Source organism: Paenibacillus sp. FSL R5-0527 (assembly GCF_038008055.1).
Classification (GTDB): Bacteria; Bacillota; Bacilli; order Paenibacillales; family Paenibacillaceae; genus Fontibacillus; species Fontibacillus macerans.
On record NZ_JBBOYI010000001.1, the window covers coordinates 6,139,186 to 6,163,590 of the forward strand.

Consider the following 24,405-nt stretch of genomic DNA (forward strand, 5'->3'; position numbering starts at 1 on the left):
TTTCATGTTGTTTATTTCTTCGCTTCGGCCGGTTTGACGGCAAGCTTGATATGCAGCTGCTCCAACTGCGACCCGTCCACTTCGGAAGGCGCGTTCATCAGCAGATCGGTCACGCTCGCCGTTTTCGGGAAGGCGATCGTTTCGCGTAGGTTCGAACGTCCGGCAAGCAGCATCACCAGGCGGTCGAAACCGAAAGCGATTCCGCCGTGCGGCGGCGTGCCGTATTCGAACGCATCGAGCAGATAGCCGAATTTGTCCTGGGCTTCTTCCGGCGACATGCCGATCGCATTGAACATCTTCTCCTGAACGTCGCGCCGGTAAATCCGCATAGAGCCGCCGCCCACTTCGTAGCCGTTCAGCACGAGGTCGTAGGCCTGGGCCAAAATTTTGCCCGGATCGGTGTCGAACAACGGCAGATCTTCGTCACGCGGACGAGTGAATGGATGGTGTTCGGCGACGTACCGTTTCTGCTCCTCGTCCCAGCCGAGCAGCGGGAAGTCCACCACCCAGGCGAATTTATAGACGCTGTCGTCGATCAGGCCCAGGTCGCGGCCGATTTTGAGGCGCAGTGCACCAAGCACGTCGGCGACGACCTTTTTATTGTCGGCGGAGAACAGCAGCAGGTCGCCTTCTTCCGCGCCGGTGCGTTCCTTCACCGCGGCGATTTCCTCTTCGGTGAAGAACTTCACGATCGGTCCGCGGAATTCGCCTTCCTTCACTTGAATCCAGGCGAGGCCTTTCGCGCCGTAGCGGGCGGCGTACGGTCCCAGGTCGTCGATGTCCTTCCGGCTCCAGGTGCCGCAGCCTTTGGCGTTCAGCACTTTGACTTCCCCGCCTTTTTCGATGACGGAAGAGAACACCTTCACGCCGCTGTTCGCCACGAGATCGCTAACGTCCACCAGCTCCAGACCAAAGCGCAAATCCGGCTTGTCGGAGCCGTATTTGCCCATCGCTTCCGCGTAGGTCAGGCGCTGGAACGGCGTAGGAATGTCAATGCCCTTCGTTTCTTTGAACAAGCGCACAACCAGCTTTTCCATCATATCGAGCAGATCGTCCCGCGACAGGAACGAGGTTTCGATGTCGATCTGGGTGAATTCCGGCTGGCGGTCGGCACGCAGGTCCTCGTCGCGGAAGCAGCGGGCCATCTGGTAGTAGCGTTCCACGCCGCTGACCATCAGCAGCTGCTTGTAAAGCTGCGGCGACTGGGGCAGGGCGAAAAATTCGCCCTCGTGCACACGGCTCGGCACAAGATAGTCGCGCGCGCCTTCCGGCGAGCTCTTGGTCAGGATCGGCGTTTCGATTTCGATGAAGCCTTCCGCGTCGAGGAAGTCGCGGAATACCTTGGCCGCTTTCGAGCGCAGCCACAGCGTTTGCTGCATTTCCGGACGGCGCAGGTCCAGGTAGCGATATTTCAGGCGCAGCGACTCGTCCACTTCGATGCCGTCTTCAATGAAAAACGGCGGCGTTTTTGCGGCGTTCAGCACCTCGATTTCCGTGACCTGTACTTCGATTTGCCCTGTCGGCAGGTTCGGGTTCACCGTCTCCGGGTCCCGCTGCACCACCTTGCCGCTCACGGCAAGCACGTATTCGCTCCGCACCTTGTCGGCGATTTGCAGTGCTTCCCCGGAATAAGCCGGGTTAAACACGATTTGCACGATCCCGCTGCGGTCGCGCAGGTCGATAAACAGGACGCCTCCCAGGTCGCGGCGGGTTTGCACCCAGCCGTTTAACGTGACCGTTTCTCCAATGTTCGCGGTGCCGAGGGCGCCGCAATGATGAGTACGCTGCATCATGTAAAAACACTCCTTATTATATGTTGTTTAAAAAGTCATCTATTGATCACGATAGCTCATGAATCAATTCGCTCAGCTTCACGGTGCGCTGCTCGCCGCTCTCCATCGATTTGAGGGCGATTTCTCCGCGCTCCAGCTCGTCGTCGCCGAGGATCGCCGTATAGCGGGCTTGCATCCGGTCGGCAGACTTCATTTGCCCCTTCATTTTGCGCCCCAAATAGTCGCGTTCGGCGGAAAATCCCGCCTGCCGCAGCTTATACAACAAGGTCGTAATCTCCTTATCGGCCGCCTCGCCGAGCGCGACGAGATATACGTCGAGAGGTTTGGCGGCGCCGATGCCGATCTCCTGTTTTTCCAGGATCAGCGCGATCCGCTCCAGGCCTAAAGCAAGCCCGATGCCCGGCTGATCCGGACCGCCCACTTCGGCCACCAGGCCGTTGTAGCGGCCGCCGCCGCCGATCGTGTCGATCGCACCGATCCCCTGCGCTTTGTATTCGAAGGCGGTATGCGTGTAATAATCGAGCCCGCGCACCAGCCGGGGATTGATAACGTAATCGACCCCCATGGCGGTCAGCAGTTCGCGGACTTTGGCGAAATGCGCCGTGCATTCCTCATCCAGACTGTCGAGAATTGAAGGCGCCCCGGCGAATTTGTCCTGATCCACTTTGCAATCGAGCACGCGCAGCGGGTTCCGTTCTATCCGCGATTGGCAGTCCTTGCATAGGGAATCCTTCATCGGCAGCAGGAAAGCAAGCAGCTGCTCGCGGTAGGCGGCCCGGCTCGCCGGATTGCCCACGGAGTTGATTTCCACTTTGACGCCTTGAAGTCCCAGCTCGCGGCAAAACTCGTAACCCAGCGACACGACTTCGGCGTCGATCGCCGGGTCCGTCGCTCCGAACGCCTCGATCCCGAATTGGTGGAACTGGCGCTGGCGGCCGGCCTGCGGCTGCTCATAGCGGAACATCGGCCCGATGTAATACAGCTTGCTGACGTCCGGCTCTCCGAACAGCTTGTTCTCCACATAAGCGCGAACCACCCCCGCCGTGCCTTCCGGCCGCAGCGTCATGCTCCGGTCCCCCTTGTCCAAGAAGGTGTACATCTCCTTCTCGACGATGTCGGTCGTTTCCCCTACACCGCGCTCAAACAGCGAGGTTTGCTCGAAAATCGGCGTGCGGATCTCACGGTAATTAAAGCGGCGGCAAATATCTCTGGCCGACTCTTCGATAAACTGCCATTTCTCGACGGTGCCCGGCAGCAAATCCTGCGTGCCCTTCGGTTTTTGAAAAGCCATAGCTCATCCTCCATCCTAAATTGCTCATCAAAATAAAAAACTCCCGTTCCTGTTTGATACAAACAGGGACGAGAGACTGGTTTCCAAATCACCCGTGGTGCCACCCACATTCCGAATTCCGCGATTCGCACAGCGTCAGCCGTTATAAAGGCAATACTGCATGCGAAAAAGGGATTCGCTTTAAGCGGTTATCGCCCGCCTACGCCGTACGTCTACTCTGCCGTAGCGGAAGCCTGTTAAGGTGCCGCTTACCGCATTTCGTCGCCGGTTCTCGGGGAAGTCTTTCGTTCAATCATCACCGGAATCCTTCCAGCCTGCTTCATAAGCGGGTAGCCGCTCCTAAAGAGCGCCTATCACCACGAAGACTCGGGATCCCTCTCTGCGGGTGTGGGGTTGAATTACTTTGTCCCGTCATCGAATTGCTATCATACATTTATTTATTTCAATCCGCGCCCCAAACCAGGGGGTGACATCAACTGTTATTTCTTGATTGTATGTAACCACCGCGCTAAAGTCAAGTCTACACGAAAAAAATGTCGGATCAAAGAAAAAAACCTGCCACCAACGGGGTGCAGGTCCAAAGGTATATATTGTATTAAAAAGGGGGTCATGCTGTTATTATAAACAGCTTATGTTAAGGGATCATGAATCTAATATTACAGTTATATTACAGGTTCGCTTAACCCACAGGAATATACGCTCCGTGAGCGCGCAATTTTTGTACGATCCTGTCGTAATCCTCATCTTTTACCGCCGCGCTGAGCACATATTTTCTGCCTTCCGGCCCGTCCCCGGTATCCACGACGTTCCGGGCCGGGTCCATTTCCCGCTCGCCGGCCACCGCCTCGCTGTGCTCTCCGTTCAAAGTGTCGCCAGCCCCCCGGTCACCGAAAGCGAATACCGGAAGCGCGCTTTGGCCGCCCCGCAGCGTTCCGGGAAGCGGCAGTCCAACGGTACCGCCGGAATTCATCGAGCCATTGGGAACGGGGAGCAGCTGCACCAGCAGCTTGTTATCCTCGCCCGTTCTGTCGTCCGTACGCCCCGCCTCTACCTGGTCCGGCGCGTACGAGAGCAGGCTGATCCGCGCCCCCTCCACCTGGTCTTCGGTACGGAAATAAGCCTGGATATGTTTGGTCATGCTTGATCATCTCTCCTTCATCTCGGGTGTAAGCATCGATCGGCGAACGATTCTTTGCTTGTTATTGCCCGAATCGAGAGAGTTTATAACGAATGCGGCGAATTGCCCGATTAAGCCAAAAACGCAAGGCCAGGAGAGCATTTTACTCCTGCGCTTGCGTTTTGTTAATGTAGAACGGCCCCGGGTGTTGCCGAATATTTCCACTTCTCGCCACCGCTACAACGGCAGCGTTCAGCTTCCCGGGCGCGGAAGCCACTCGGCGGACGGCTTAACCTCCCGCGGGATCAACTCGTAGGCTTCCGGTTCCGCCGCACGCGCCAGCATGCGGGCTTCACCGCGGTCTCCCGCCGCCAGCAGCGGAACGCTCCGCCATGCTTTGGACTTCGTCGATTGACGCATAGGATTGTGGGCTCCTTCAGGACATCGTTGTTGGTACCCTCAAGTGTGCCCTCGGCAAGCCTCAATTATCCCTTTTTGACAATAGTTCCAACCGCATGGAGGCTAGCTACGAACCTGAACGACCTTATTTGCCCGCAAAGATGCTCTTTTCCACTGGCATTGCATTAAATCTGACAAGATACATTTTCTAGCCACGCCAGTATTCTAACGGTTGCCACAAACATTATTTGTTCCAAAAACGTTGATTTCAAATTGTAACGGTTGCCGTAGCGCTTATTTCACTGAAATCCGGCTCAGTTTGCTTAGATTCAGGCAAATAACGGCACTCACAACCGTTAGAGTTTTGAAAAAGGCTTTTTTCGCAAACTAGCCGTTGCTACAACCGTTAGATTTCCGGCGGGGCGGGCGCATTATTGGCTTGAAAACATGATCATTTCCCCGGAAATCTGGATCCCAGGAAATCTGAAATGTATCAGGGCAGCAGGTTGTCTAGATTGTAAGTTAATGCAGGCGCTTTGGCTCTTTTCATACGCGCACATCAATACCGAATAAGGTCTGTGGTGTCCGTTACATTTTGAAAACGGTCGTTTTCATCGAAATAACGGCGCTAGTGTCCGTTAGAATTGGAAACGCTGCCGGAGCGTCAGGTCGTCCTGCAAGCTCCAACAAGCTCGCGCTTAAGCTCCGCCAGGGCTGTCCAAAATCAGCGTGACCGGTCCCCAGTTGACGAGCTCGACGTTCATGTCGGCCCCGAATTTACCGGTTTCCACCGTCAGCCCTTTCTCCCGTAGCATGGCATTAAACCGGTCGTAAAGCGGCTCGGCGGTTTCCGGCCGGGCGGCCGCAGTGAAGCTCGGACGCTTGCCGCTTCGGCAATCGCCGTACAGCGTAAACTGCGACACGGACAAAATGGCTCCGCCGATATCCGTCACGCTAAGATTCATTTTGCCGGCTTCGTCTTCAAAAATGCGCAAACCGGCGGCTTTTTCGGCCAAATAAGCGGCATCCCGTTCCGTATCCTCATGCGTAACACCGACCAGCAGCATTAAGCCCCGCCCGATGGAGCCGATCATTTCTCCCCCCACCGTGACGCGGGCTTGCCGGCAGCGCTGAACCACAATTCTCATCGTCTTCACCTTTCCACTCGGCTATTGCATAATCCGGTGCACCGTATACACATCTTTGACCCGCTTGATTTTCTCCACCACGGATTGCAGGTGATCGGTGTTGCGGATCAAAATCGTCATATGCACAAAAACCATTTTATTTTTATCCGAACGGCCGGACACGGCCGAAATGTTCGTTTTGCTTTCCGAAACCGCCTGCAGCACTTCGTTCAGGAAGTTGCGGCGGTCGTGGCCGGTGATCTCGATATCGACGTTGTAATTCGCTTCGATCGCGTTCTCCCATTCCACCTCGATCACGCGGGCCGCTTCTCCCCCATCGGTTCCCGCCGGGATGTTCGGGCAGTCGCTGCGGTGCACGGAAACCCCGCGGCCGCGGGTGATGTATCCGACGATTTCGTCGCCCGGCACCGGATTGCAGCAGCGGGCAAACCGCACCAGCAAGTTGTCGATGCCTTTCACGACCACGCCGTTCGTCGGACGATGCTTGCGGTCTTCCGGAGCCTTCACTTCCTTGACCTCGGAGGTCAATTCGATATGGCCCGCAGCCTCCTCCTGCTCCTTGCGCAGCTTTTCGGTCAGCTTGGTAACGATCTGGGAGGCGGTGATGCCGCCAAACCCGATGGCCGACAGCATGTCGTCGATGTCGTTGAAAGCGTACTTCTTGGCCGCCTCGAGCAGCTTCTCGTCCGTCATAAACGAAGGCGGCTCGATCCCGGCGCGTTTCAGTTCGCGTTCGATCGCTTCGCGTCCCTTTTCGACGTTCTCCTCCCGCTTCTCTTTTTTGAACCATTGCTTGATTTTGCTTCGGGCATGGGAGGACTGGGCGATTTTAAGCCAATCCTGGCTTGGCCCGTAGGAATGCTTCGAGGTCAGAATCTCGACGATATCGCCCGTTTTCAGACGATGGTCGAGCGGTACGATGCGCCCGTTCACCTTGGCGCCGATCGTCCGGTTGCCCACCTCGGTATGAATCCGGTAGGCGAAATCGAGCGGGACGGAGCCGGCCGGCAGCTCGATCACTTCCCCGGACGGCGTAAACACAAACACCAGGTCGGAGAAGAAATCCATTTTGAGCGATTCCACAAATTCGGAGGCGTCCTTCGCCTCATGCTGCAGCTCCAAAATTTCGTTGAAGAACGTAATTTTGTTTACCAGGCCGTTGTCGCCCGATCCCTCTTTATAAGCCCAATGGGCCGCGATCCCGTATTCCGCCGTCCGGTGCATTTCCCAGGTGCGGATCTGCACCTCGGTCGGCTCCCCGTTAGGGCCGACGACCGTCGTGTGCAGCGACTGGTACATATTGGCCTTGGGCATCGCAATGTAATCCTTGAACCGCCCCGGCATCGGTTTCCACAACGTATGGATTATGCCCAGTGTAGCATAGCAATCCTTGATATTTTCCACGATGATGCGAATGGCCAGCAGATCGTAAATTTCGTTGAACTGCTTGTTTTTCGTCGTCATTTTCTTGTATACGCTGTAAATATGCTTCGGCCGGCCGGACAAATCGGCCTGTACGCCCATTTCCTCCAGCTTTTCGGCGATGCGGGCGATGACGTTTTTGATGTATTCCTCGCGTTCGGCCCGCTTCTTGCGCATTAAGTTGGCGATCCGGTAGTACTGTTGAGGATTGAGATACCGCAGCGCGATATCTTCCATCTCCCATTTGATCGCGGAAATACCCAATCTATTGGCGATTGGGCAAAAAATTTCCAATGTTTCATAAGCGATCCGCCGCTGGCTCTCCTCCGACTGATATTTCAGCGTCCGCATATTGTGCAGACGGTCCGCAAGCTTGATCACGATCACGCGGATGTCCTGAGCCATGGCGATAAACATTTTCCGGTAGTTTTCGTTTTGCTGCTCTTCTTTGGATCTGAATTTGATCCGTTCCAGTTTCGTCAACCCGTCGACAAGCAGGGCGCAATCATTTCCGAATTGTTCCTGTATCTCTTTCAAGGACACCGTAGTGTCCTCTACGACATCATGAAGCAAGGCCGCAATGATCGACAGTGCATCCATCTGCATGTTAACCACGATATCGGCCACCGCAAGGGGGTGAAGAATATACGGCTCTCCGGATTTGCGGACCTGTCCGTGATGGGCCTGCTCCGCAAACTCGTACGCTACCCGTATACGCTGAAGCTCCGGTTCCTTTATATAGGCAGACGCCTTTTCGAGTAATTGCTCTATGCCCATTGAGATCCCGTTCGATTCCTTTCTATATGAAAATATGCTGAAAAAACCCATACAAGAGCATAAATCGCCTTATTTTGATTTCCTATAATTATGACTCTTGCGCCCCCTCTCGTCAACTACCGGGCGTCCGGCGGTTCCAGGCTTTTCCGGCATGGCCGGATACCACACTGCATGTCAAATGGCCGGGCAGGAGATGTTATGGAAAATGACACGTCCAAGTAATTTCTTGTTGAAAAATGACGGCAATGTATTTAATCTATTAAGGATAGTTATCCTATGAACGTTTAAATTTAGAGGAGTGGTCCTGGTTGCAACGCGAAATTCAAGTTAACGAAAAAGTTCCTTTCGGCCCCGGCGTTCTGCTGAGCTTGCAGCATTTGTTCGCCATGTTCGGAAGCACCGTGCTCGTCCCGAACCTGTTCGGCGTCGACCCCGGCATGATCCTGCTGATGAACGGCATCGGCACCTTGCTTTATATTTTGATCTGCAAAGGGAAAATCCCCGCTTATCTCGGTTCCAGCTTTGCGTTTATCTCTCCGGTGACCCTGGTCCTTACGAACAATCCGGGGAACGGTTACGCCATGGCGCTCGGCGCTTTTATCGTTACCGGCGTCATTTTCTCCGTCATCGCGCTCCTGGTCAAGTATGCCGGCACCGCGTGGATTGACGTCGTGTTCCCTCCAGCGGCCATGGGCGCCATCGTCGCGCTGATCGGCCTCGAGCTCATTCCGGTGGCGGCGGGCATGGCCGGCTGGATCAACAGCGATCCGGCCAAACCCTGGACCCCCGATCCGACCAGCATCATGCTGTCGCTGATTACGCTGGGCGTAACCGTGCTGGGCGCCGTATTGTTCCGCGGATTCCCCAAAATCATACATATCCTGATCGGGATCGTCGTCGGTTATGTGCTGGCTTTAGTCCTGAGGCAAGTCGATACCGCCAAGATCGCCGCAGCGAATTGGATTTCGCTGCCGACAATGACCACGCCGCAGTGGAGCCTGCCGGCCATCATCACGATCATCCCTGTGGCGCTCGTCGTTATCGTTGAGCATATCGGACACCTGCTCGTCACAAGCAATATCGTCGGCAGAGACTTGTCCAAGGATCCGGGGCTGCACCGTTCTTTGCTCGGGAACGGCATTTCGACCATCCTGTCCGGTTTCGTAGGCTCCACGCCAAACACGACGTACGGCGAAAATATCGGCGTGATGGCGCTCACCAAAGTATATTCCGTGTTCGTCATCGGCGGAGCGGCCATCTTTGCCGTCCTGCTCTCCTTCTCGGGCAAATTTTCGGCGATCGTCGCCTGCATTCCGGGACCGGTCATGGGGGGCGTTTCGCTCCTGCTGTTCGGCGTCATCGCCGCCTCCGGCCTGCGGATTTTCGTCGAGCAAAAGGTCGATTTCTCCAAGCCTACCAATATGCTGCTGGCCACGGTCGTGCTCGTCATCGGCCTCAGCGGAACAAAGCTGACGATGGGCAACGTCGAACTGAAAGGAATGGCTCTGGCCACGATCGTCGGCGTTCTTCTCAGCTTGTTCTTCAAGCTGATTCAGGTGCTGGGCTGGTCGAACGAAAAGGAAGAAGCCGCGCATAAAGCGGACTAAACGCACCGGCGGTTTAGTTTCATTGCCGCCGGAAATAGCGGTAAAAAATGCCGCTAAGGGCGACAACCATGCTAATCTCCGGATAATAAGCACATAAAGTGCCGCTATTGTAAAGAGACCGGCGGTTGGCCTTTGAAGCAGTTGGCTTGTAAAGACCGTTTTCAAGGTCGATTCAAGGTCGTGCCCTTGCCCTTGTTACCGCCAAATTTAACAAAAGACCGAGCCAGGAACAAATCCCGCTCGGCCTTTTTTTCATTTTAGTAAGTTACAAGGGAAAATACTTCGATGCCCGGCAATTTGGCCCGGCCGTTCAATTCGCTAAGCTCGATCAGAAACGCGGTGCCCGCCACGTTGCCGCCCAGCTCGCGAACAAGACTTACGGAAGTTGAAATCGTTCCTCCCGTCGCCAACAGGTCGTCGGCGATCAGCACGTTTTGGCCGGGTTTCACCGCGTCGCTGTGCATCGCCAGCCGGTCCTTCCCGTACTCCAGATCGTATTCCACCTCAATCGTCTTGTAAGGAAGCTTGCCGCTTTTGCGGATCGGCACGAAGCCGACGCCAAGCGCATACGCCAGCGGCGCCCCCACGACGAAACCGCGCGCTTCAGGACCGGCGATCAGGTCGATCTTCAGGCCGGAAACGAGCTTTTTCAAATCATCGATGGCCTGCTTGTATTTAGCCCCGTCGTTAAGCAAGGTCGTAATATCTTTGAAGCTGATCCCGGGCTGGGGAAAATCTGGAATTACCCGGATGTAATCTTTATAATCCAATCCAATCTCCTCCTACGTAACTACGTAATATGCAGTGCTTTGATTATTTTTAGATATCAGGGAGCACAAGCTTATAGGCCCCGCCCTTTCTGATACCGCAAGATAAACCGTTCTAAAACTAGATTAAGTTGATCTATGAAGCCCCTTTAATCCGGGTTAACATCCATTTGGTAATTTCCGGAACCCGGGCATGAAGCAGCATCTGCTCCATTTCGGCGAGCAGCCCGAGCTCCCGGTAACGGCTTGAGGTTTCCAGCGGCCGTTTGGAAGGAGAAGGGTTGACGGCGATGGAGCCCGCCGCTCTGGAGATAAAACCCAGTTCCTCGAACACGCCCAGCGTTAGCTCCAGCATCCGCCTCGACCAGCCGGTCCGTTTCAACAGCGCCGCCACTATTTCTTCTTCGCGCAGGGCCGCCCCGCCAAGCCTAAGCAGCAGGCCGTACACCTGCTTGAAATGATCGCGGGACGGTGTTTCGATTCTTTCCTGCGGCGAGCGCTGCGGATGCAGCAGATAAATTCTTTCCAACGACACAAACGCAGCCATCATCCGGCTCCAGCCTTCCGAGGCATCCGGCAGCTCAAGCACAAACAGCGTCGTAACGCGGCTTGCGCCGACCGATTCCGCCAAAGCGTTGCCCGGCAGTACGCCATCGTCCTTATCATATACCCAAACCGAGGTATCCTTCAAATTGCCAAGCTGAAGCAATTGAGGGCCCGAGCCAGCCGCAATCACGGCGGGGATGTCCCGTTCCGCCGGCAGGTGAACGAGCGTGCTCTTAAGCTGCTCCAACTGCATAGCCGGATTCCGCGAACCGCGGTAGTCGAACACCTGAAGATGGGAAACCGCAAGATCCTGAATCATCAGCTGCGGTTTGCGCGAGCCGTTCCATTCGTTAATTCCGGCTTCGCACACCATGTCCAAAACCGCCTCTTCCGCCAGCAGGGGCGCAAGCTCTCCTTTGCCGAAGGCTACGGCCTCCACGGTCACTCCGTTTTGCCCGACAACCAGCTTCAAATGCTTGCCGTCTTTGCCCATTTGCCGGCATTCCACCAGCTTTACGCCGCGGATCAGCAGGCGCGGACACGTATTGGCCATCCCGAACGGAGCCAAGCTTTCCAGTTCCTCGATGGACGATAACGTGATTTCCTTAAGCGAACATTCCAAATCGGTCGTGATCACGGGTACAAAATGCTCCGGCCGGAGCTTGCCGGCGGCGAAAGCATTGAGACGACGCGAAAATTCCGCCAGGTTGCCGCGCCCCAGCGACATGCCGGCGGCCGACGGATGGCCGCCGAAATGGTCGAGCAAATCGGCGCAATCGGTTAACGCCTCGTAGATGTCGAAGCCGGGAATGGAGCGGGCGGAGCCTTTGCATTCGCCGGTTTCCGGATTAATCCCGAGCACGATCGTCGGACGGTAGTACCGCTCCAACAGCTTTGAGGCTACAATACCGACGACCCCGGCATTCCAGCCCTCTCCGGCCACAACGATGATATTCGGCAAACCTGCGTCACCGGTCTGCTCCTCGAGCTGCAGCAGCGCCTCCTGCACCATGCTTTCCACCAGCATCTGCCGTTCCTTGTTGAGCACATCAAGCTCCTCGGCAATCGTTTCGGCCTCGTCCGCGTTTTCGGCGGTCAGCAAAGCGACCGCCCGGTCCGCGTGGCTCATGCGCCCGCTGGCGTTGATGCGCGGGGCCAGCCCGAATGCGACCGCCGTCGAGGTCACTTCGCCCTTGGACCAGCCGGCCGTTCCGAGCAAAGCGGTCATTCCCGGAAAAGCCGATCGTGACATCGCGGAGAGCCCGGCCCGGACCAGCATGCGGTTTTCTCCGACCAGCGGCATCAAATCGGCGATCGTTCCAAGCGCTACCAGCTCCGTCCAGCACTCCGGGGTGTCATCCCCAAGCAGCGCTTTAGCCAGCTTGAAAGCGACGCCGACACCGGCCAATCCCTTGAACGGATAAGGACAAAAGGGGAGCTTCGGGTTAATTAAGGCGTAGGCTTCCGGAAGCACCGCCGGCGGTTCGTGATGGTCCGTCACGATTACGTCCATGCCCGCCTCGCGGGCATAAGCGATCTGTTCCACCGCGCTGATGCCGGTATCCACGGTAACGACCAGCGTAACCCCCTTCTGCCTAGCCTGCTCCAGAACCGGAATATGTAAACCGTAACCTTCCTTGGTGCGATGCGGGATATAGTATTCGTATGTAGCGCCCAGCTTGCGCATCAAACAAATCATCAGCGTCGTCGAGGATACCCCGTCGGCGTCGTAATCTCCGTACACAAGGATCCGCTCCCCGTTTTCCACGGCCCGGCGAATTCTCGGAACGGCTTCCTTCATGCCGCTAAGCTGCATCGGATCATGTTGATCGGCGGCCGTTCCTTTCAAAAAAAGCTCCGCCTCCTCCGGCTTCGCCATCCCCCGCGTAACCAGCAGCGAGGCGACAAGCGGAGAGAGGTTAAGCCGATCGGCGAGCAAACGGGCGGCTTCTTCGTCGGCGGGAAGCGGGTCCCAGCGGTACTTAGGATGAAGCATGGGCGGCACCTTCTTTCAATAGGTAGTTCAAATGTCTTTTACGCATCTAATGTCTTTTACGAAGAGCCAAGTGTCATTGCAGTAAATTCGGCAAATCGCTGCCGTTTTCCTCCGCGTTGCTCTTATAAGGATAGCCGGCGTCGTAAGGGGCCACTTGAATCCGTACTTCGCTTACGTGGGAAAACCGGTTGAGCAGCAGCATTTTGGCGCGATTGGCGATGTCGTTGGCTTCCATAACCGTGATCCGCGGATTCACGCTGATTTTCGCGTCCACGATAACGTAATGTCCATTCTCCTGCGCTTTCAGTTCATCGACGGCAATAACGCCGTGGACCCGCTGGACCGTCTCGATAAAGGAAGTGGCGTCTTCCTCCTGAATGGCGGAAACCAGCCGGCCGTAAAGGGACTCCCTGATCAGGCGGTACGCTCTCCAAAAGACGAGGCAAGCGATAAAAAAGGCGGCCAAAGGATCAAGATAAAGCAATTCAGAAACCCCCATCGCCTGCCCCGCCACCGCGCCAAAAACACCGATGAATGCAGCTACGGAAGAATAAAGAGAGTAACGGTGCGTTGCGATCAGCGATTGCGCGGTTTTGGGATCCTCTTTCCGGGACTGGCGAAACCGGAATTGGAACACCGCTTCCTTCAGCGCAAATGAAACGACGACGGCGACTCCGGCCATCACTTCCGGAGGCTTGAGCTCGTCTCTGGCGATATTCGATATGGCGGCAATCATCATCTGCAGTCCGCCCATAAGCAGGAACACGGCAAAAAAGATCGCAAGAAGCGGCTCAACCCCTTCTCTCCCGACATATGCCGCGTGCAGCGCTCTCCGCTTCCGTAAACCGGGCCACTCCACTTTTGCGGCGATTTCGGCCGCGGCATCCGAAGCGGAGTGCAAAGCGGCCGCCAGCAGCGCCCGGCTGTCGAACCATAGCCCCACCATCCCTTTAAAGACAGCAAGCGCTGCATGGCTTACGATGCTAAGCCAAGCGGCGGAATCGGAAAAGGCAGCATGTTCGCGTTTCATAATGACCTCCTAAAACCATGTAAAAACTGATGAAGAATAGTAGAGCCGCGTCTTTAGTCGACGCGGCTCTTTCTTGAACCAACCGATGGCTAGATATCTTCAAAAAGCCGCTTAGGATGCTTTAGCCGGTTTATTCTTTTGAGCACCTTTAAAGACAAACCAGAGCGGGCTGGCGATAAAGATCGAAGAGTAAGCCCCGAACAGCAGGCCGATCACCATGGCGAGCGAGAACATCTTGATCGACTCGCCGCCCAGCAGGAACAGGAAGAAGGCGGCCACAAACACCGTAAGCGCGGTGTATAGGGAACGCATAATCGTCTGCGCCACGCTGTGGTTGACCAAATCGACGAGGTCCTGACGCGTTTTGAGCTTGGAAAAACGCAGGTTCTCGCGAATCCGGTCGAAGATAACGATCGTATCGTTGATCGAATAACCGATGATCGTCAATACCGCGACGATAAAGGTCAGGTCGACCTCCAAGCGGAAAATGGAGAAAACCGCGATGACCATAAACGCATCGTGCAGCAAGGCGACGATCGCGGCCAGGGCAAACCGCCATTCAAAACGGATGCTGACGTAAATGATGATCCCTATACAGGAAATCAGCACGGCATAAATCGCGTTGCGGGCCAGTTCCCGGGCCATTTCCGGATCGACCGTGTTGACTTCGAACGAGGCTTTGTCGTCCAGCTTCGAGATTTCGCTTTTCAACTGTGCATCGTTATCTTCACTAAGCACTTGCGTAAAGCGGATATTCATCCGGTCTTCGCCCGGGCTGACCGTCGTGCCTTCCGCAATGCCGAGCTTGTCCAAGATCGGCTTCACTTGCTCCGCCGTCAGCGGTTTCGTAAGCGAGATGTCCACATTGGAGCCCGCTTTAAAATCGACGCTGTAATTCAAGCCGAACACTGATAGACAAATAAGGCCGGCGATCGTCAAGACGATCGACAAAATATAAAAGTACTTGCTGAGATGCACATAGTCCAGGTTTTTATTAAAGCGCACGAATATCACGCTCCTTTACGCCGAAATATTTCGGTTTCGACAGCTTGCCCGCCTTAAGCAGCAGATTCAGCAGGAAGCGGGAGAGATACACATTCGTAGCGATGCTGAGCACGATTTCCACGATCAGCACGAGCGCAAAGCCTTTTACCGCGCCGGTGCCGAACCAGTACATTACCGCCGCAACGATAATGGTCGTAATATTCGAATCGAGAACCGTTCGCAGGGAATGTTTGTCGCCTGCTTTTACGGCGGACATGATGCTCTTGCCGGTACGTATTTCTTCATGAATCCGTTCATTGGTAATGATATTGGCGTCGACCGCCATCCCGACCCCGAGAATCAAAGCCGCGATCCCCGGCAGGGTAAGCGTAAAGTCCGCCCACACGAACACCAGAATAAGCAGCCAGGTATGAATGATAAGCGTAAGCGAGGCGATTAGCCCGGGAACCCGGTACATACCGACCATAAACAGCAAAATGAACGCCGAAGCGATCAGTCCGGCTTCAATCGTCTGTTGCAGCGATTGCATGCCCAGCGTAGCGCCTACGCTTTGCGAATATTTCTCGGTCAATTTCAGCGGAAGCGCGCCGAGATTGATCTGGTCGCGCAGCTCCTTGGCTTCGTTCAAATCTCCGCCAACGCTGATTTGCGCCGATCCGTCGGTCAGCACCGCCCGTACCACGGGAGCCGAGATCAGTTGGTCGTTCATGTAAATCGCCAGCGGTTTTCCAAGCAAACGTTTGGTAACTTCCGCGAACTTTTCTTTATCTTTCACTTTGATGCTGACAACCGGTTCGTTCATCTGGGTGTATTCCAGTTTTGCCCCGTTCTCGACAAAATCCGTACCCACCATTTCGATCTTGTTGTACTCGTCAGGGTTCTTCTCCGTACCGTCCTTGCTTCGGAATGTAAGGGAGGCGGGCTCTTTCATCGTTTTGCGCACCGTGGCCTCGTCGGTGACGCCGGCCAGCTTCAAGCGAATCCGGTTGGTGCCTTCGGTCGTAACTTCCGGTTCGCTTGTCCCCAGTTTGTTCGCCCGATCCTCCAGGCTTTGTGCCGTCTTGAGGAGGGATTCCCTCGTCACCGCTCCTCCGCCTTCCAAAGGCGATGCTTCATACAAAATTTCAAAGCCGCCTTTCAAATCCAGGCCGAGACGTACGTTTTTCAACAGGTCGGGGCTTGTCCAGCCCATAATCCCGAGCGAGACAACCACGACGGTTATGAATGCGATGATTCTTTTCATTCCGTACTTCGTTCCCCTTTCAAATTCTCAATATTCCTATTATAGCGATGCAGAAAAAGCGAGTCAATTTATCAAAATTTGCCGACAAAAAAGACCCCGGCCTCATATAAGACGGGATCCACGATATGCGGAAATCGTCATATAATTCATAAATTGGGTCACTTTTAAGGAAAGTATATCATTGACAAGTTGATGCATTGGCGGAATGCCTTCCTTTTCATATTTTTGACTCACGCATTCCCAAATCTCAGGGCCGGTTACGTGCTCGTAACCGATCAATCTGAATTCCTCCGCTTTGCTGCGGCAAAGGCTTTCGATCGCCTCGTTCAACTCTTGTTCCGTCAATCCCTCTTCAGCCACGATTTTCTGCCTCCTTCAACCCCCGTCTTAATACATTCTACCCCAATTTCCCGATTCCTGCTTCTACTGACTTTTTCCAATTTTAGAAGCCTCCAAAAAGACAAGTCATGAACTTGTACAGGTAAGACATATTCATAGAATAACCCCAAGAAAAAACGATCGATAAAGCTATTTTCCGGGAGAGAGGGAAGCACTTTGAGCAAACAAACCTTCATCCAAGGAACGATGATTTTGCTGGTGGCGGGCATCGTCAACCGGCTCCTTGGTTTCATTCCGCGCATTATGCTGCCCCGTGTGATCGGGGCGGAAGGGGTAGGTCTTTATCAGCTTGGATATCCTTTCTTCCTCGTGATCGTAACGATCATTACCGGAGGTATTCCTTTGGCCGTCGCCAAGCTGGTGGCCGAAGCCGAGTCCTCGGGGAATCCGGGGCGTTCCCGCGCTATTTTGCGGACGAGCCTGGTATTTACGACGGCGGCGGGCTTCCTGTTCACCTTTTTATGCTTGTTCGGGGCGCCCTGGGTAAGCCGCTATATCCTTACGGATGCCCGCGTTTACCATACATTTGTGGCGATGAGCCCGATGATCGTCGTCGTCGCCGTTTCCTCCGTGTTTCGCGGTTATTTTCAGGGCAAACAGGACATGATCCCGTCCGCCGTCTCCTCGATTTTGGAGACGGTAGCCCGTATCGTCTGCACGTTGTGGTTCGCGTATTTGCTGCTGCCGATGGGGATGGCGTATGCCGCGGCGGGGGCAATGCTGGGCGTCGTTGCCGGGGAAATCGTCGGGCTTGGCGTGTTGTTATGGCAATACCGCCAGCTGCAGCGGCGGGAGCGGCTGGAAGCCGCGGTCCAAGAAACATCGGTCAAGCCGGCCACGGAAAAACAGCCTTTGATCGGTAAATGGCTTCGCCCGATTTTGCGTATTGCGATTCCGGTAACCGGCGGCAAGCTCGTCGGCTCGCTGTCCTACTTGCTGGAATCCATCACGACGGCGCGAAGCCTGGCGATGGCCGGAATCAGCGTCGCCGTGGCCACCTCCCAATACGGGGCGCTGCAGGGCATGGTCATTCCGCTGCTGCTGCTGCCCGGCGCGCTGACGTCTTCGCTGGCCGTCTCGCTCGTTCCTTCGCTGGCCGAAGCCCAGGCTCGCGGGGATATGCGGTCGATCCAGCTGCGGCTGCATCAATCGCTGCGGCTTGCGCTGGTCACCGGCGCCCCGTTTGCCGCGGTCATGTTCGTGATGGCCGAACCGCTCTGTCTGATCATCTACAACAACGCCGAAATCGCCGGCATGCTGAAGGCGATGGCTCCGTTTGCGCTTTTCCTCTATGCCCAGGCGCCGCTGCAGGCGACGCTTCAAGCCCTAGACAAGCCGGGGCGGGCCCTGGTCAATACCCTGATCGGAGCCGTCATCAAAATATCGCTGATCTTTTATCTCGCATCCAATCCGTCTCTGGGCATTTACGGGGCCGTCATCGCCATCGTTGTCAACTTTATCGTCGTGACGCTCCTGCACGGTTACAGCGTCGCCCGCTTTCTCCGCTATTCGCTGCCTTATCTGGATTTCGCCAAGGTATGCGCCGCTATGGTCATTATGGCGGCCGCCGCCCAATACGCGATGAACCGTCTGCCGTTTGGTTCCGTTCTGGAAATCCAATTTATCGCCGCGGCTACGGCCTCCGGAATCCTGTATCTTGCGCTTGCCGGCGTCATGGGCCTGTTCGACGTGCATGACCTTAAGCGGCTGCCGTTTCTCGGCAAGTGGTTCCGCCGCTGATACGTTGCAAGGCTATTCAAGTCTCATCCATGGGGTTGATATACAATTTGCCATTATGATCCATACTGCAGAAGAACACCTGTTTAAAATCGTTCAGCCCCTTGGACTGAATTTGATTTTTCAGCCAAAATCTGGTTTTCCCGATCTTTTGCAAATTTTCTTCGTTCACTTTCCCGTCCATAATCAGCGGCAGCGGCAGCTCTTCGTATTTGATTTTGGAGGCAATGGACGCGTTCTCCTTGTTTTTGCGCCCGCCGCTGTTGCCGCTATTGCCGGTTTTGCCGGACTTGTCCTTGGGGAATACGCTCAGTTGTCCGCTCGTTTCCAGAACGGCGAACTCCACGTCGGCCACACTGTCGACTTTTTTGGAACGCAGCTGCATGAGCAGATCGTCCAAATTGTAACGCTGCTTCCTCATTTCCTCGCGGTTGATTTTGCCGTTATGAATGATGACGCTCGGCTTGCCGTCAAACCATAATCTCAGCTTGCGGAAGCGAAGCGACAGCATGGCTATGCCGATTTGAATGATCACGAGCGTGAACATGGGAATCAATCCTTCATACAGCGGTTTTTTGACATCTTCCAAGGCAAATACGGCGATTTCCGCAATCATGATCGAGATGACCAGATCAAAAATCGACAGTTCGCCTATCTCTCTTTTACCCATGATCCGCATCACCACAAACACGACAATATACATCAGAACGGTTCTAAAAACATGGGCGAGCATATGATCGACCACGGCAGCAATCCCTCCTCATGAAAAGGTCGAACAGAACATAGTACTGGTATTCTGACCGTCGCTTATCCATTCCATGCGGTAAATATCGGATTAAAAAGCGGGTTTCTTGCAAGGATCTTCCTTATAGGCAGTTCAAAAAATCCGCTTTTGATCACCACTCAAAAAAATCGGCGCCGCGGTAATAACTGCATGGGCTTGACCATAAAATGGTGGTAATAAGAGGACAGGAGGATGACCTTATGCACTTCATCCGCAATTTATTCGGGTTTCGGATTTCGCAGCCTACCGTTTCGGGACTTTGGTACGCTTTTTTATGGATGATGATCGGCGCCCTGATATTGTCGCTGTTATTGCAGGGGGAGATGCTGGAGGAGCCCGAGCTTGCGCTGTACACCTATCTCGTTCACGGCATCGCCGTTTTGTTCGGCGGCATCGTCTCCGGCAAAAGGGCGAAGCAGAGAGGCTGGTACCAGGGTGGTCTGACCGGTCTGCTGTACGTGGTGCTGCTGTTGCTCATCAGCTTTCTCGCGCTCGACACATCGCTGACGCTGCGCGATTGCATTCTGCTGGCGCCGGGGCTTGTCATCGGGGCTTTTGGAGGAATGATCGGGGTGAATTTAAACCGGAAGTGAATGAAAAAAAGGGCCTAAGCCGAAAAATGGCTTGGACCCTTTTTTGTGCGATTATTTGCCGTCAGCCCCCGAATTGATACTATGGCTGATGGCGCTGCGGTCGAACGTCAGCTTGGTGACGTCGTTCACGCGAAGGACGACCGTATCGTCCGTCATCTCCATAATCGTACCGTGCAGGCCGCCGATCGTCACGATCTTGTCGCCTTTTTTCAGCGAATTCAGCATGGTGTTGCGCTGCTGCTGCTTTTTCTTCTGAGGACGGATCAGCAAAAAGTAAAATACGGCGATCATGATAACGAACGGAATGATCATCTGGATCAGGGAGCCTGTGCCTCCGGCTCCGCCGGCTCCTCCTGCTGCTGCAAAATGAAACATGCGTGTTCCCCCCTTTCACACTGCAAAACTACTGCGGACGCTTAAAATCCCTTGTCGTTGCCAAACAAACCGTACTTTTCAAAAAACTCATCCCGGAAACTAAGCAACCTGTCTTCCATAATAGCTTGGCGGACATTTTTCATGAGGGTGATCAGGAAATGCAGGTTATGGTATGTAGTTAGCCGAAGCCCGAACGTTTCGTCCGCTTTGATCAAATGGCGAAGATAAGCCCTGGAATAATTTCGGCACGTGTAGCAATCGCATTCGGGGTCAAGCGGTCCGAAATCATTGGCATACTGGGCATTTCGCACCACCAGTCTGCCTTGGCTGGTCATCGTCGTGCCATTGCGGGCGATGCGGGTCGGCAGGACGCAGTCAAACATATCGACGCCGCGAATCGCGCCTTCGATCAACGCATCAGGCGAACCGACGCCCATCAAATACCGCGGTTTGTCCGCAGGAAGAAGGGGCACGGTAAATTCCAGCACCTCATACATTAATTGCTTGGGCTCGCCTACACTTAGTCCACCAATAGCATACCCCGGAAAATCCAGGGAAGTCAAATCCCGCGCGCTTTGTTTGCGCAAATCTTCGTGCATGCCGCCCTGCACGATGGCAAACAGGCCTTGATCGTGCGGACGGGAGTGGCTTTTGAGACAGCGCTCGGCCCATCTCGACGTACGTTCCGTCGAACTTTTCACGTAATCGTATTCCGCCGGGTAAGGGGGGCACTCGTCAAAGGCCATCATGATATCCGATCCGAGCGCGTTTTGGATTTCCATGGCGACTTCGGGGGACAAGAACAGCTTGTCGCCGTTTAAATGGGAGCGGAAATGCACGCCTTCTTCCGTGATTTTGCGCATTTCGGCCAGCGAAAACACCTGAAAGCCTCCGCTGTCGGTCAGAATCGCCCGGTCCCAATTCATGAACTTGTGCAGTCCGCCCGCTTCGCGGATAATCTCGTGGCCCGGCCGCAAAAAGAGATGGTACGTATTGCTGAGAATAATCCGCGCATCCATCTCCTTCAATTCCTCGGGACTCATCGTTTTAACCGTGGCTTGGGTGCCGACCGGCATAAATGTCGGAGTGTCGAACGTTCCGTGCGGCGTATGCACGCGGCCTAGTCTTGCTCCGGACTGCTTGCAGGTTTTAATATGCTCATACGTGATTGCTGGTGCCACTCTAATCAACCGTCCTCTTCATTCTTAATAAATAAACATGGCGTCGCCAAAGCTGAAAAAGCGGTATTTCATCGCGATCGCTTCTTTGTAGGCGGCCATAATATGGTCCCGGCCGGCCAGCGCGCTGACCAGCATGACGAGTGTCGATTTTGGAAGATGGAAATTCGTCAGCATAGCATCCACCAGCCCGAATTCATAACCCGGGTAAATGAAAATCCCGGTCCATCCGCTGCTGCGGACAATCGGACCGCCTTTGCATGCTTGAGCGACCGTCTCCAGCGTGCGCGCGGACGTCGTTCCGACGGCGATGACTCTGCCGCCTTTGGCTTTAGTTTGGTTGATAATATCGGCCGTCTCCTGAGGCAGCACGTAATATTCCTCGTGCATGACATGATCCTCGACCCGCTCCACCGCCATCGGGCGGAATGTGCCGAGACCGACATGCAGCGTCACAAACGCGATGTTAACCCCTTTGGCCCGTACCTGCTCCAATAGCTCCTCGGTAAAATGAAGCCCGGCCGTAGGTGCCGCCGCCGAGCCTTCATGTTTGGAATACACGGTTTGATACCGCTCGCGGTCGTCCAATTTTTCTTTGATATAAGGGGGCAGCGGCATTTGGCCCAAACGATCCAAAATTTCGTTGAAAATACCCTTGTAAGAAAAACGCAGCACTCGCTCGCCCATGTCCGCTTCCGATTCCACCGTCGCCCGCAGCTCGTCGCCAAAAACGATCACCGCGCCTGTCTTCAGTTTTTTCCCGGGCTTGACCAAGGCTTCCCAGCGGTCTTCCCCAAGGTTCTTCAGCAGCAGTACTTCCGCTTTGGCGCCGGTATCCTGCTTGACCCCGAACAACCGGGCCGGGATGACGCGGGTATCGTTCAGCACAAGCGTATCGCCGGGATGAAGATAATCCAAAATATCGGGAAAAACATGATGGCGAATTTCCCCGGTTTCCTTATTCAACGTCAGCAATCGCGAAGCGCTTCGCTCCGGAAGCGGAGTTTGGGCAATCAGCTCCTCCGGGAGTTCGAAGTCGTACATATCCACATTCATAGTTCTGATCATTCCTTAACGATAGTTACATTTTGGTAGTAGTGTTGCAATATTTTCCGGTAATCATACCCGGCGTCGGCCAATCCTTTGGCTCCCCATTGGGATAATCCGAGCCCGTGGCCGTTTCCGCGGCCGACAAACAGAAAGGCGCTGCTCTTGTCAATAACCCGGGCCGTTTGATCCGCGCCCAGCACCACCATATTTCCGCCGCTTAAGGTCGTTTTTCCGGAAGCCGATAAAATCGTAGCATCCGAAGCTGCCGTACCGGCTGCGCCTTCGGCACCTTGAACAGTATACCTTCCGGTAGGCACAATTTCAAACAAGGTGCTCGGCAGGCCGTTTAATGCGGATCTGAACGAATCCGGGTATTTGACGTCCAAAATTTGGCCGTTCGCCTTGATTTGCGTCACCCTTCCGGACGGTCCTCTTTGCGCAACCTCCAGACTCGTAATCGGCGCCGGCGCCGCGGTCGACGTTTTGCCTTTGAGCGATTTTAACAGCTGATCGGAGCTGTAAGGCCCCCGAATCCAGGCATAAGCGCTGGACTCCGCCACCTTGCTGAGCACGATGGCCTTATCTCCCGGGTTTAGTTTCGCCACCGGGTTGACGTCGGCTTGAATCAGGGGAAGCGGACGTACGTTCACATTGTTTGCCGTCACGGTCATTAGCGGCAGCCCGGCCGCGTTCGTTTCCGCAAGCTTGGCGTTGTCTTCCCGGACATACCCGGTTTTGCCGTTGTCGAGCAGAACCTGGTACCACGTTTTTAATGAAGCCTGGGCCGATTCGTCGCCTTTGCTCGGGACGCTGGCGTAAATCGGATTGACGTTGCTCCACACTTCCGCGGAATCTGCGGTGACGCCGCCGCTGTTGGACGAGAACAGGCCCTCAATCACTTTGCCGCTTACCTTCAGCACTTCGCCGGCGGTGCTTTCGACCGCCTTCACGACGCTGTCCGCCTCCTGATCTACACCATTGTAGACTTGGCTTAATGTTGTATCCACCAAGCCCGCAACCTTATACTTGTTCAATTGCGCGTTATACAGCGCGTAGCTGCGGGCGGCGACAGCCTGCGCCTTAAGCGCCTCCTGCGGCCATGAAGGCGGTACTTCGGCGGATACGACCGAATATAAATATTGCTCTAGCGGCAACACATTGACCAGCGCCAACTGCCCGTTCACTTTACTGATTTCAAAATCGCCCCGGTACCGGCGTTCGGAACGCTCGACAACCTTTATGGCCGAGCTGTCTTTATTGTCACGGACCATCAGCTTGGCCCCTTCTCCGTACAGTTCGTAATGTGCGGCCCCATTCGGAGCGCCCAAAGCGGGTGAAACATCATTATGCAGCAGAAGGGCTGGCGTTGCCAAATCCACAGGGGTTAAAAACAGCTGCGGCGCGGTTAGGGCCAGTTCGGCCTGCAATGTCGCTTGTTCGGCCACGCTGGACATCCCCCCGACCCACACCGCATACTTTTGCGGGCCGGTCATGGCCACAAACGCCTCAACGTCCTGTCCGCTCAATGTTTTGGCTAGCGATTCGGCTTCATTCCGTGAACCGAAAAGGCCGGCCGATATGTAATAAGGTCCCCGTACGCTTGGCTTTTGGCCCAGGAGCTGGCCGGACAATGCTTGGCTGACCCGGCCGGCAGCTGTCAGAGCCTCGGCCGCGCTGGCGTACGGGCCGGTATAAATCCGGTAAACCGTGCCGGCCGGCCGATCGACCGCGTAGGCCACCGGTTTGTCGGCGGTACCCTGCAATTTTTTGACCGCGGCGGCGACCGTTCCCCAGTCGGTGCTTTCCAGCGCCTTCACTTTAAAGCCGCTGACGCTAAACCGGGTGGTTTCGGCTGCGGTCATTTCCAGCCAAGGCGCGAACTCCCCGCCGGCCATGATGCCCGCTTCCGCAGCCGCTTCCGTCTTCAGCGTTACCGCCGGCACGGTCGACTTGTACGTGCTGCCAAGATCCAGGTACATAGCTATGCGAATTTGTTCGGAAGCTGCGGCGCCGGCAACCCCCGGGAATTGGACCGCTGCAGTTAACAGCAAAGCGGCCGCGATTCCTTTTCCCCATTTGCTGAATGTCATTGCCCGTCTCGTCCCTTTCAAAACCGCTTCTCCTCCCTATGATGTAATGTTACTTGAA

General features: G+C 55.1%; 20 protein-coding genes. 3 read left to right on the forward strand and 17 right to left on the reverse strand.

Going from position 1 to position 24,405, the window contains the following annotated elements; genetic code table 11:
* Positions 1-11 precede the first annotated feature (11 nt).
* The 6 genes from aspS to NYE69_RS27415 form a co-directional block, all read right to left on the reverse strand.
* The gene (gene aspS / locus NYE69_RS27390; RefSeq protein WP_340930554.1) at positions 12-1,790 is read right to left on the reverse strand and encodes an aspartate--tRNA ligase; all 1,779 of its coding nucleotides are present in this window, start codon (positions 1,788-1,790) and stop codon (positions 12-14) included.
* A gap of 49 nt (positions 1,791-1,839) precedes the next feature.
* Entirely contained in the window at positions 1,840-3,084 is a 1,245-nt protein-coding gene (gene hisS / locus NYE69_RS27395; RefSeq protein WP_240752018.1) for a histidine--tRNA ligase, read from the reverse strand.
* A 679-nt stretch (positions 3,085-3,763) separates the two neighbouring features.
* Positions 3,764-4,222, reverse strand: a complete 459-nt coding sequence (locus NYE69_RS27400) for a hypothetical protein (RefSeq protein ID WP_340928982.1) — start codon at positions 4,220-4,222, stop codon at positions 3,764-3,766.
* A 231-nt stretch (positions 4,223-4,453) separates the two neighbouring features.
* Entirely contained in the window at positions 4,454-4,621 is a 168-nt protein-coding gene (locus NYE69_RS27405) for a hypothetical protein (RefSeq protein WP_164815308.1), read from the reverse strand.
* 677 nt (positions 4,622-5,298) lie between these two features.
* Positions 5,299-5,748, reverse strand: coding sequence for a D-aminoacyl-tRNA deacylase (dtd, locus tag NYE69_RS27410; RefSeq protein ID WP_340928983.1), 450 nt, complete (start codon positions 5,746-5,748; stop codon positions 5,299-5,301).
* A 21-nt stretch (positions 5,749-5,769) separates the two neighbouring features.
* Positions 5,770-7,947, reverse strand: a complete 2,178-nt coding sequence (locus tag NYE69_RS27415) for a RelA/SpoT family protein (protein WP_036627716.1) — start codon at positions 7,945-7,947, stop codon at positions 5,770-5,772.
* Between the two features lie 308 nt (positions 7,948-8,255).
* On the opposite strand from NYE69_RS27415, the gene uraA reads away from it, so the two are divergent.
* Entirely contained in the window at positions 8,256-9,554 is a 1,299-nt protein-coding gene (gene uraA / locus NYE69_RS27420) for a uracil permease (RefSeq protein WP_340928984.1), read from the forward strand.
* 257 nt (positions 9,555-9,811) lie between these two features.
* Here the strand turns inward: uraA and NYE69_RS27425 are convergent, their stop codons facing one another.
* The 6 genes from NYE69_RS27425 to NYE69_RS27450 form a co-directional block, all read right to left on the reverse strand.
* Positions 9,812-10,324 (reverse strand): adenine phosphoribosyltransferase, encoded by a 513-nt coding sequence (locus NYE69_RS27425; RefSeq protein ID WP_036620637.1) that lies wholly within the window; start codon positions 10,322-10,324, stop codon positions 9,812-9,814.
* Positions 10,325-10,457: 133 nt separating this feature from the next.
* A complete protein-coding gene (gene recJ / locus NYE69_RS27430) occupies positions 10,458-12,863 on the reverse strand; it encodes a single-stranded-DNA-specific exonuclease RecJ (RefSeq protein ID WP_340928986.1) in 2,406 nt (801 codons plus the stop codon).
* 73 nt (positions 12,864-12,936) lie between these two features.
* A complete protein-coding gene (locus NYE69_RS27435; protein WP_213510643.1) occupies positions 12,937-13,893 on the reverse strand; it encodes a cation diffusion facilitator family transporter in 957 nt (318 codons plus the stop codon).
* 111 nt (positions 13,894-14,004) lie between these two features.
* Positions 14,005-14,898, reverse strand: coding sequence for a protein translocase subunit SecF (secF, locus tag NYE69_RS27440; RefSeq protein ID WP_213510644.1), 894 nt, complete (start codon positions 14,896-14,898; stop codon positions 14,005-14,007).
* On the reverse strand, positions 14,888-16,141 hold the full coding sequence (gene secD, locus NYE69_RS27445; RefSeq protein ID WP_340928990.1) for a protein translocase subunit SecD: 1,254 nt from the start codon (positions 16,139-16,141) through the stop codon (positions 14,888-14,890). The genes secF and secD overlap by 11 nt, the downstream gene beginning before the upstream one ends.
* Before the next feature lie 102 nt (positions 16,142-16,243).
* Complete coding sequence (locus NYE69_RS27450; RefSeq protein ID WP_036620625.1) at positions 16,244-16,501, reverse strand: post-transcriptional regulator; 258 nt, start codon at positions 16,499-16,501, stop codon at positions 16,244-16,246.
* Between the two features lie 195 nt (positions 16,502-16,696).
* On the opposite strand from NYE69_RS27450, the gene spoVB reads away from it, so the two are divergent.
* On the forward strand, positions 16,697-18,280 hold the full coding sequence (spoVB, locus tag NYE69_RS27455; RefSeq protein ID WP_340928992.1) for a stage V sporulation protein B: 1,584 nt from the start codon (positions 16,697-16,699) through the stop codon (positions 18,278-18,280).
* Between the two features lie 16 nt (positions 18,281-18,296).
* Here spoVB and NYE69_RS27460 read toward each other — a convergent pair whose 3' ends face one another.
* Positions 18,297-19,010, reverse strand: a complete 714-nt coding sequence (locus tag NYE69_RS27460) for a DUF421 domain-containing protein (protein WP_155621455.1) — start codon at positions 19,008-19,010, stop codon at positions 18,297-18,299.
* A gap of 251 nt (positions 19,011-19,261) precedes the next feature.
* Here NYE69_RS27460 and NYE69_RS27465 point away from each other — a divergent pair, with 251 nt between their 5' ends.
* Positions 19,262-19,654 (forward strand): TIGR04086 family membrane protein, encoded by a 393-nt coding sequence (locus NYE69_RS27465; RefSeq protein WP_155621440.1) that lies wholly within the window; start codon positions 19,262-19,264, stop codon positions 19,652-19,654.
* A 51-nt stretch (positions 19,655-19,705) separates the two neighbouring features.
* On the opposite strand, the gene yajC is transcribed toward NYE69_RS27465, so the two are convergent.
* Genes yajC through NYE69_RS27485 form a run of 4 tightly spaced genes read right to left on the reverse strand, consistent with a single transcriptional unit; the run spans position 19,706 to position 24,368 of the window.
* The gene (yajC, locus tag NYE69_RS27470) at positions 19,706-20,029 is read right to left on the reverse strand and encodes a preprotein translocase subunit YajC (RefSeq protein ID WP_155621441.1); all 324 of its coding nucleotides are present in this window, start codon (positions 20,027-20,029) and stop codon (positions 19,706-19,708) included.
* A gap of 41 nt (positions 20,030-20,070) precedes the next feature.
* Entirely contained in the window at positions 20,071-21,210 is a 1,140-nt protein-coding gene (tgt, locus tag NYE69_RS27475) for a tRNA guanosine(34) transglycosylase Tgt (RefSeq protein WP_340928996.1), read from the reverse strand.
* Positions 21,211-21,234: 24 nt separating this feature from the next.
* Positions 21,235-22,263, reverse strand: coding sequence for a tRNA preQ1(34) S-adenosylmethionine ribosyltransferase-isomerase QueA (queA, locus tag NYE69_RS27480; protein ID WP_036620617.1), 1,029 nt, complete (start codon positions 22,261-22,263; stop codon positions 21,235-21,237).
* Positions 22,264-22,271: 8 nt separating this feature from the next.
* Positions 22,272-24,368, reverse strand: coding sequence for a SpoIID/LytB domain-containing protein (locus tag NYE69_RS27485; RefSeq protein ID WP_340928998.1), 2,097 nt, complete (start codon positions 24,366-24,368; stop codon positions 22,272-22,274).
* Between the last annotated feature and the right edge of the window lie 37 nt (positions 24,369-24,405).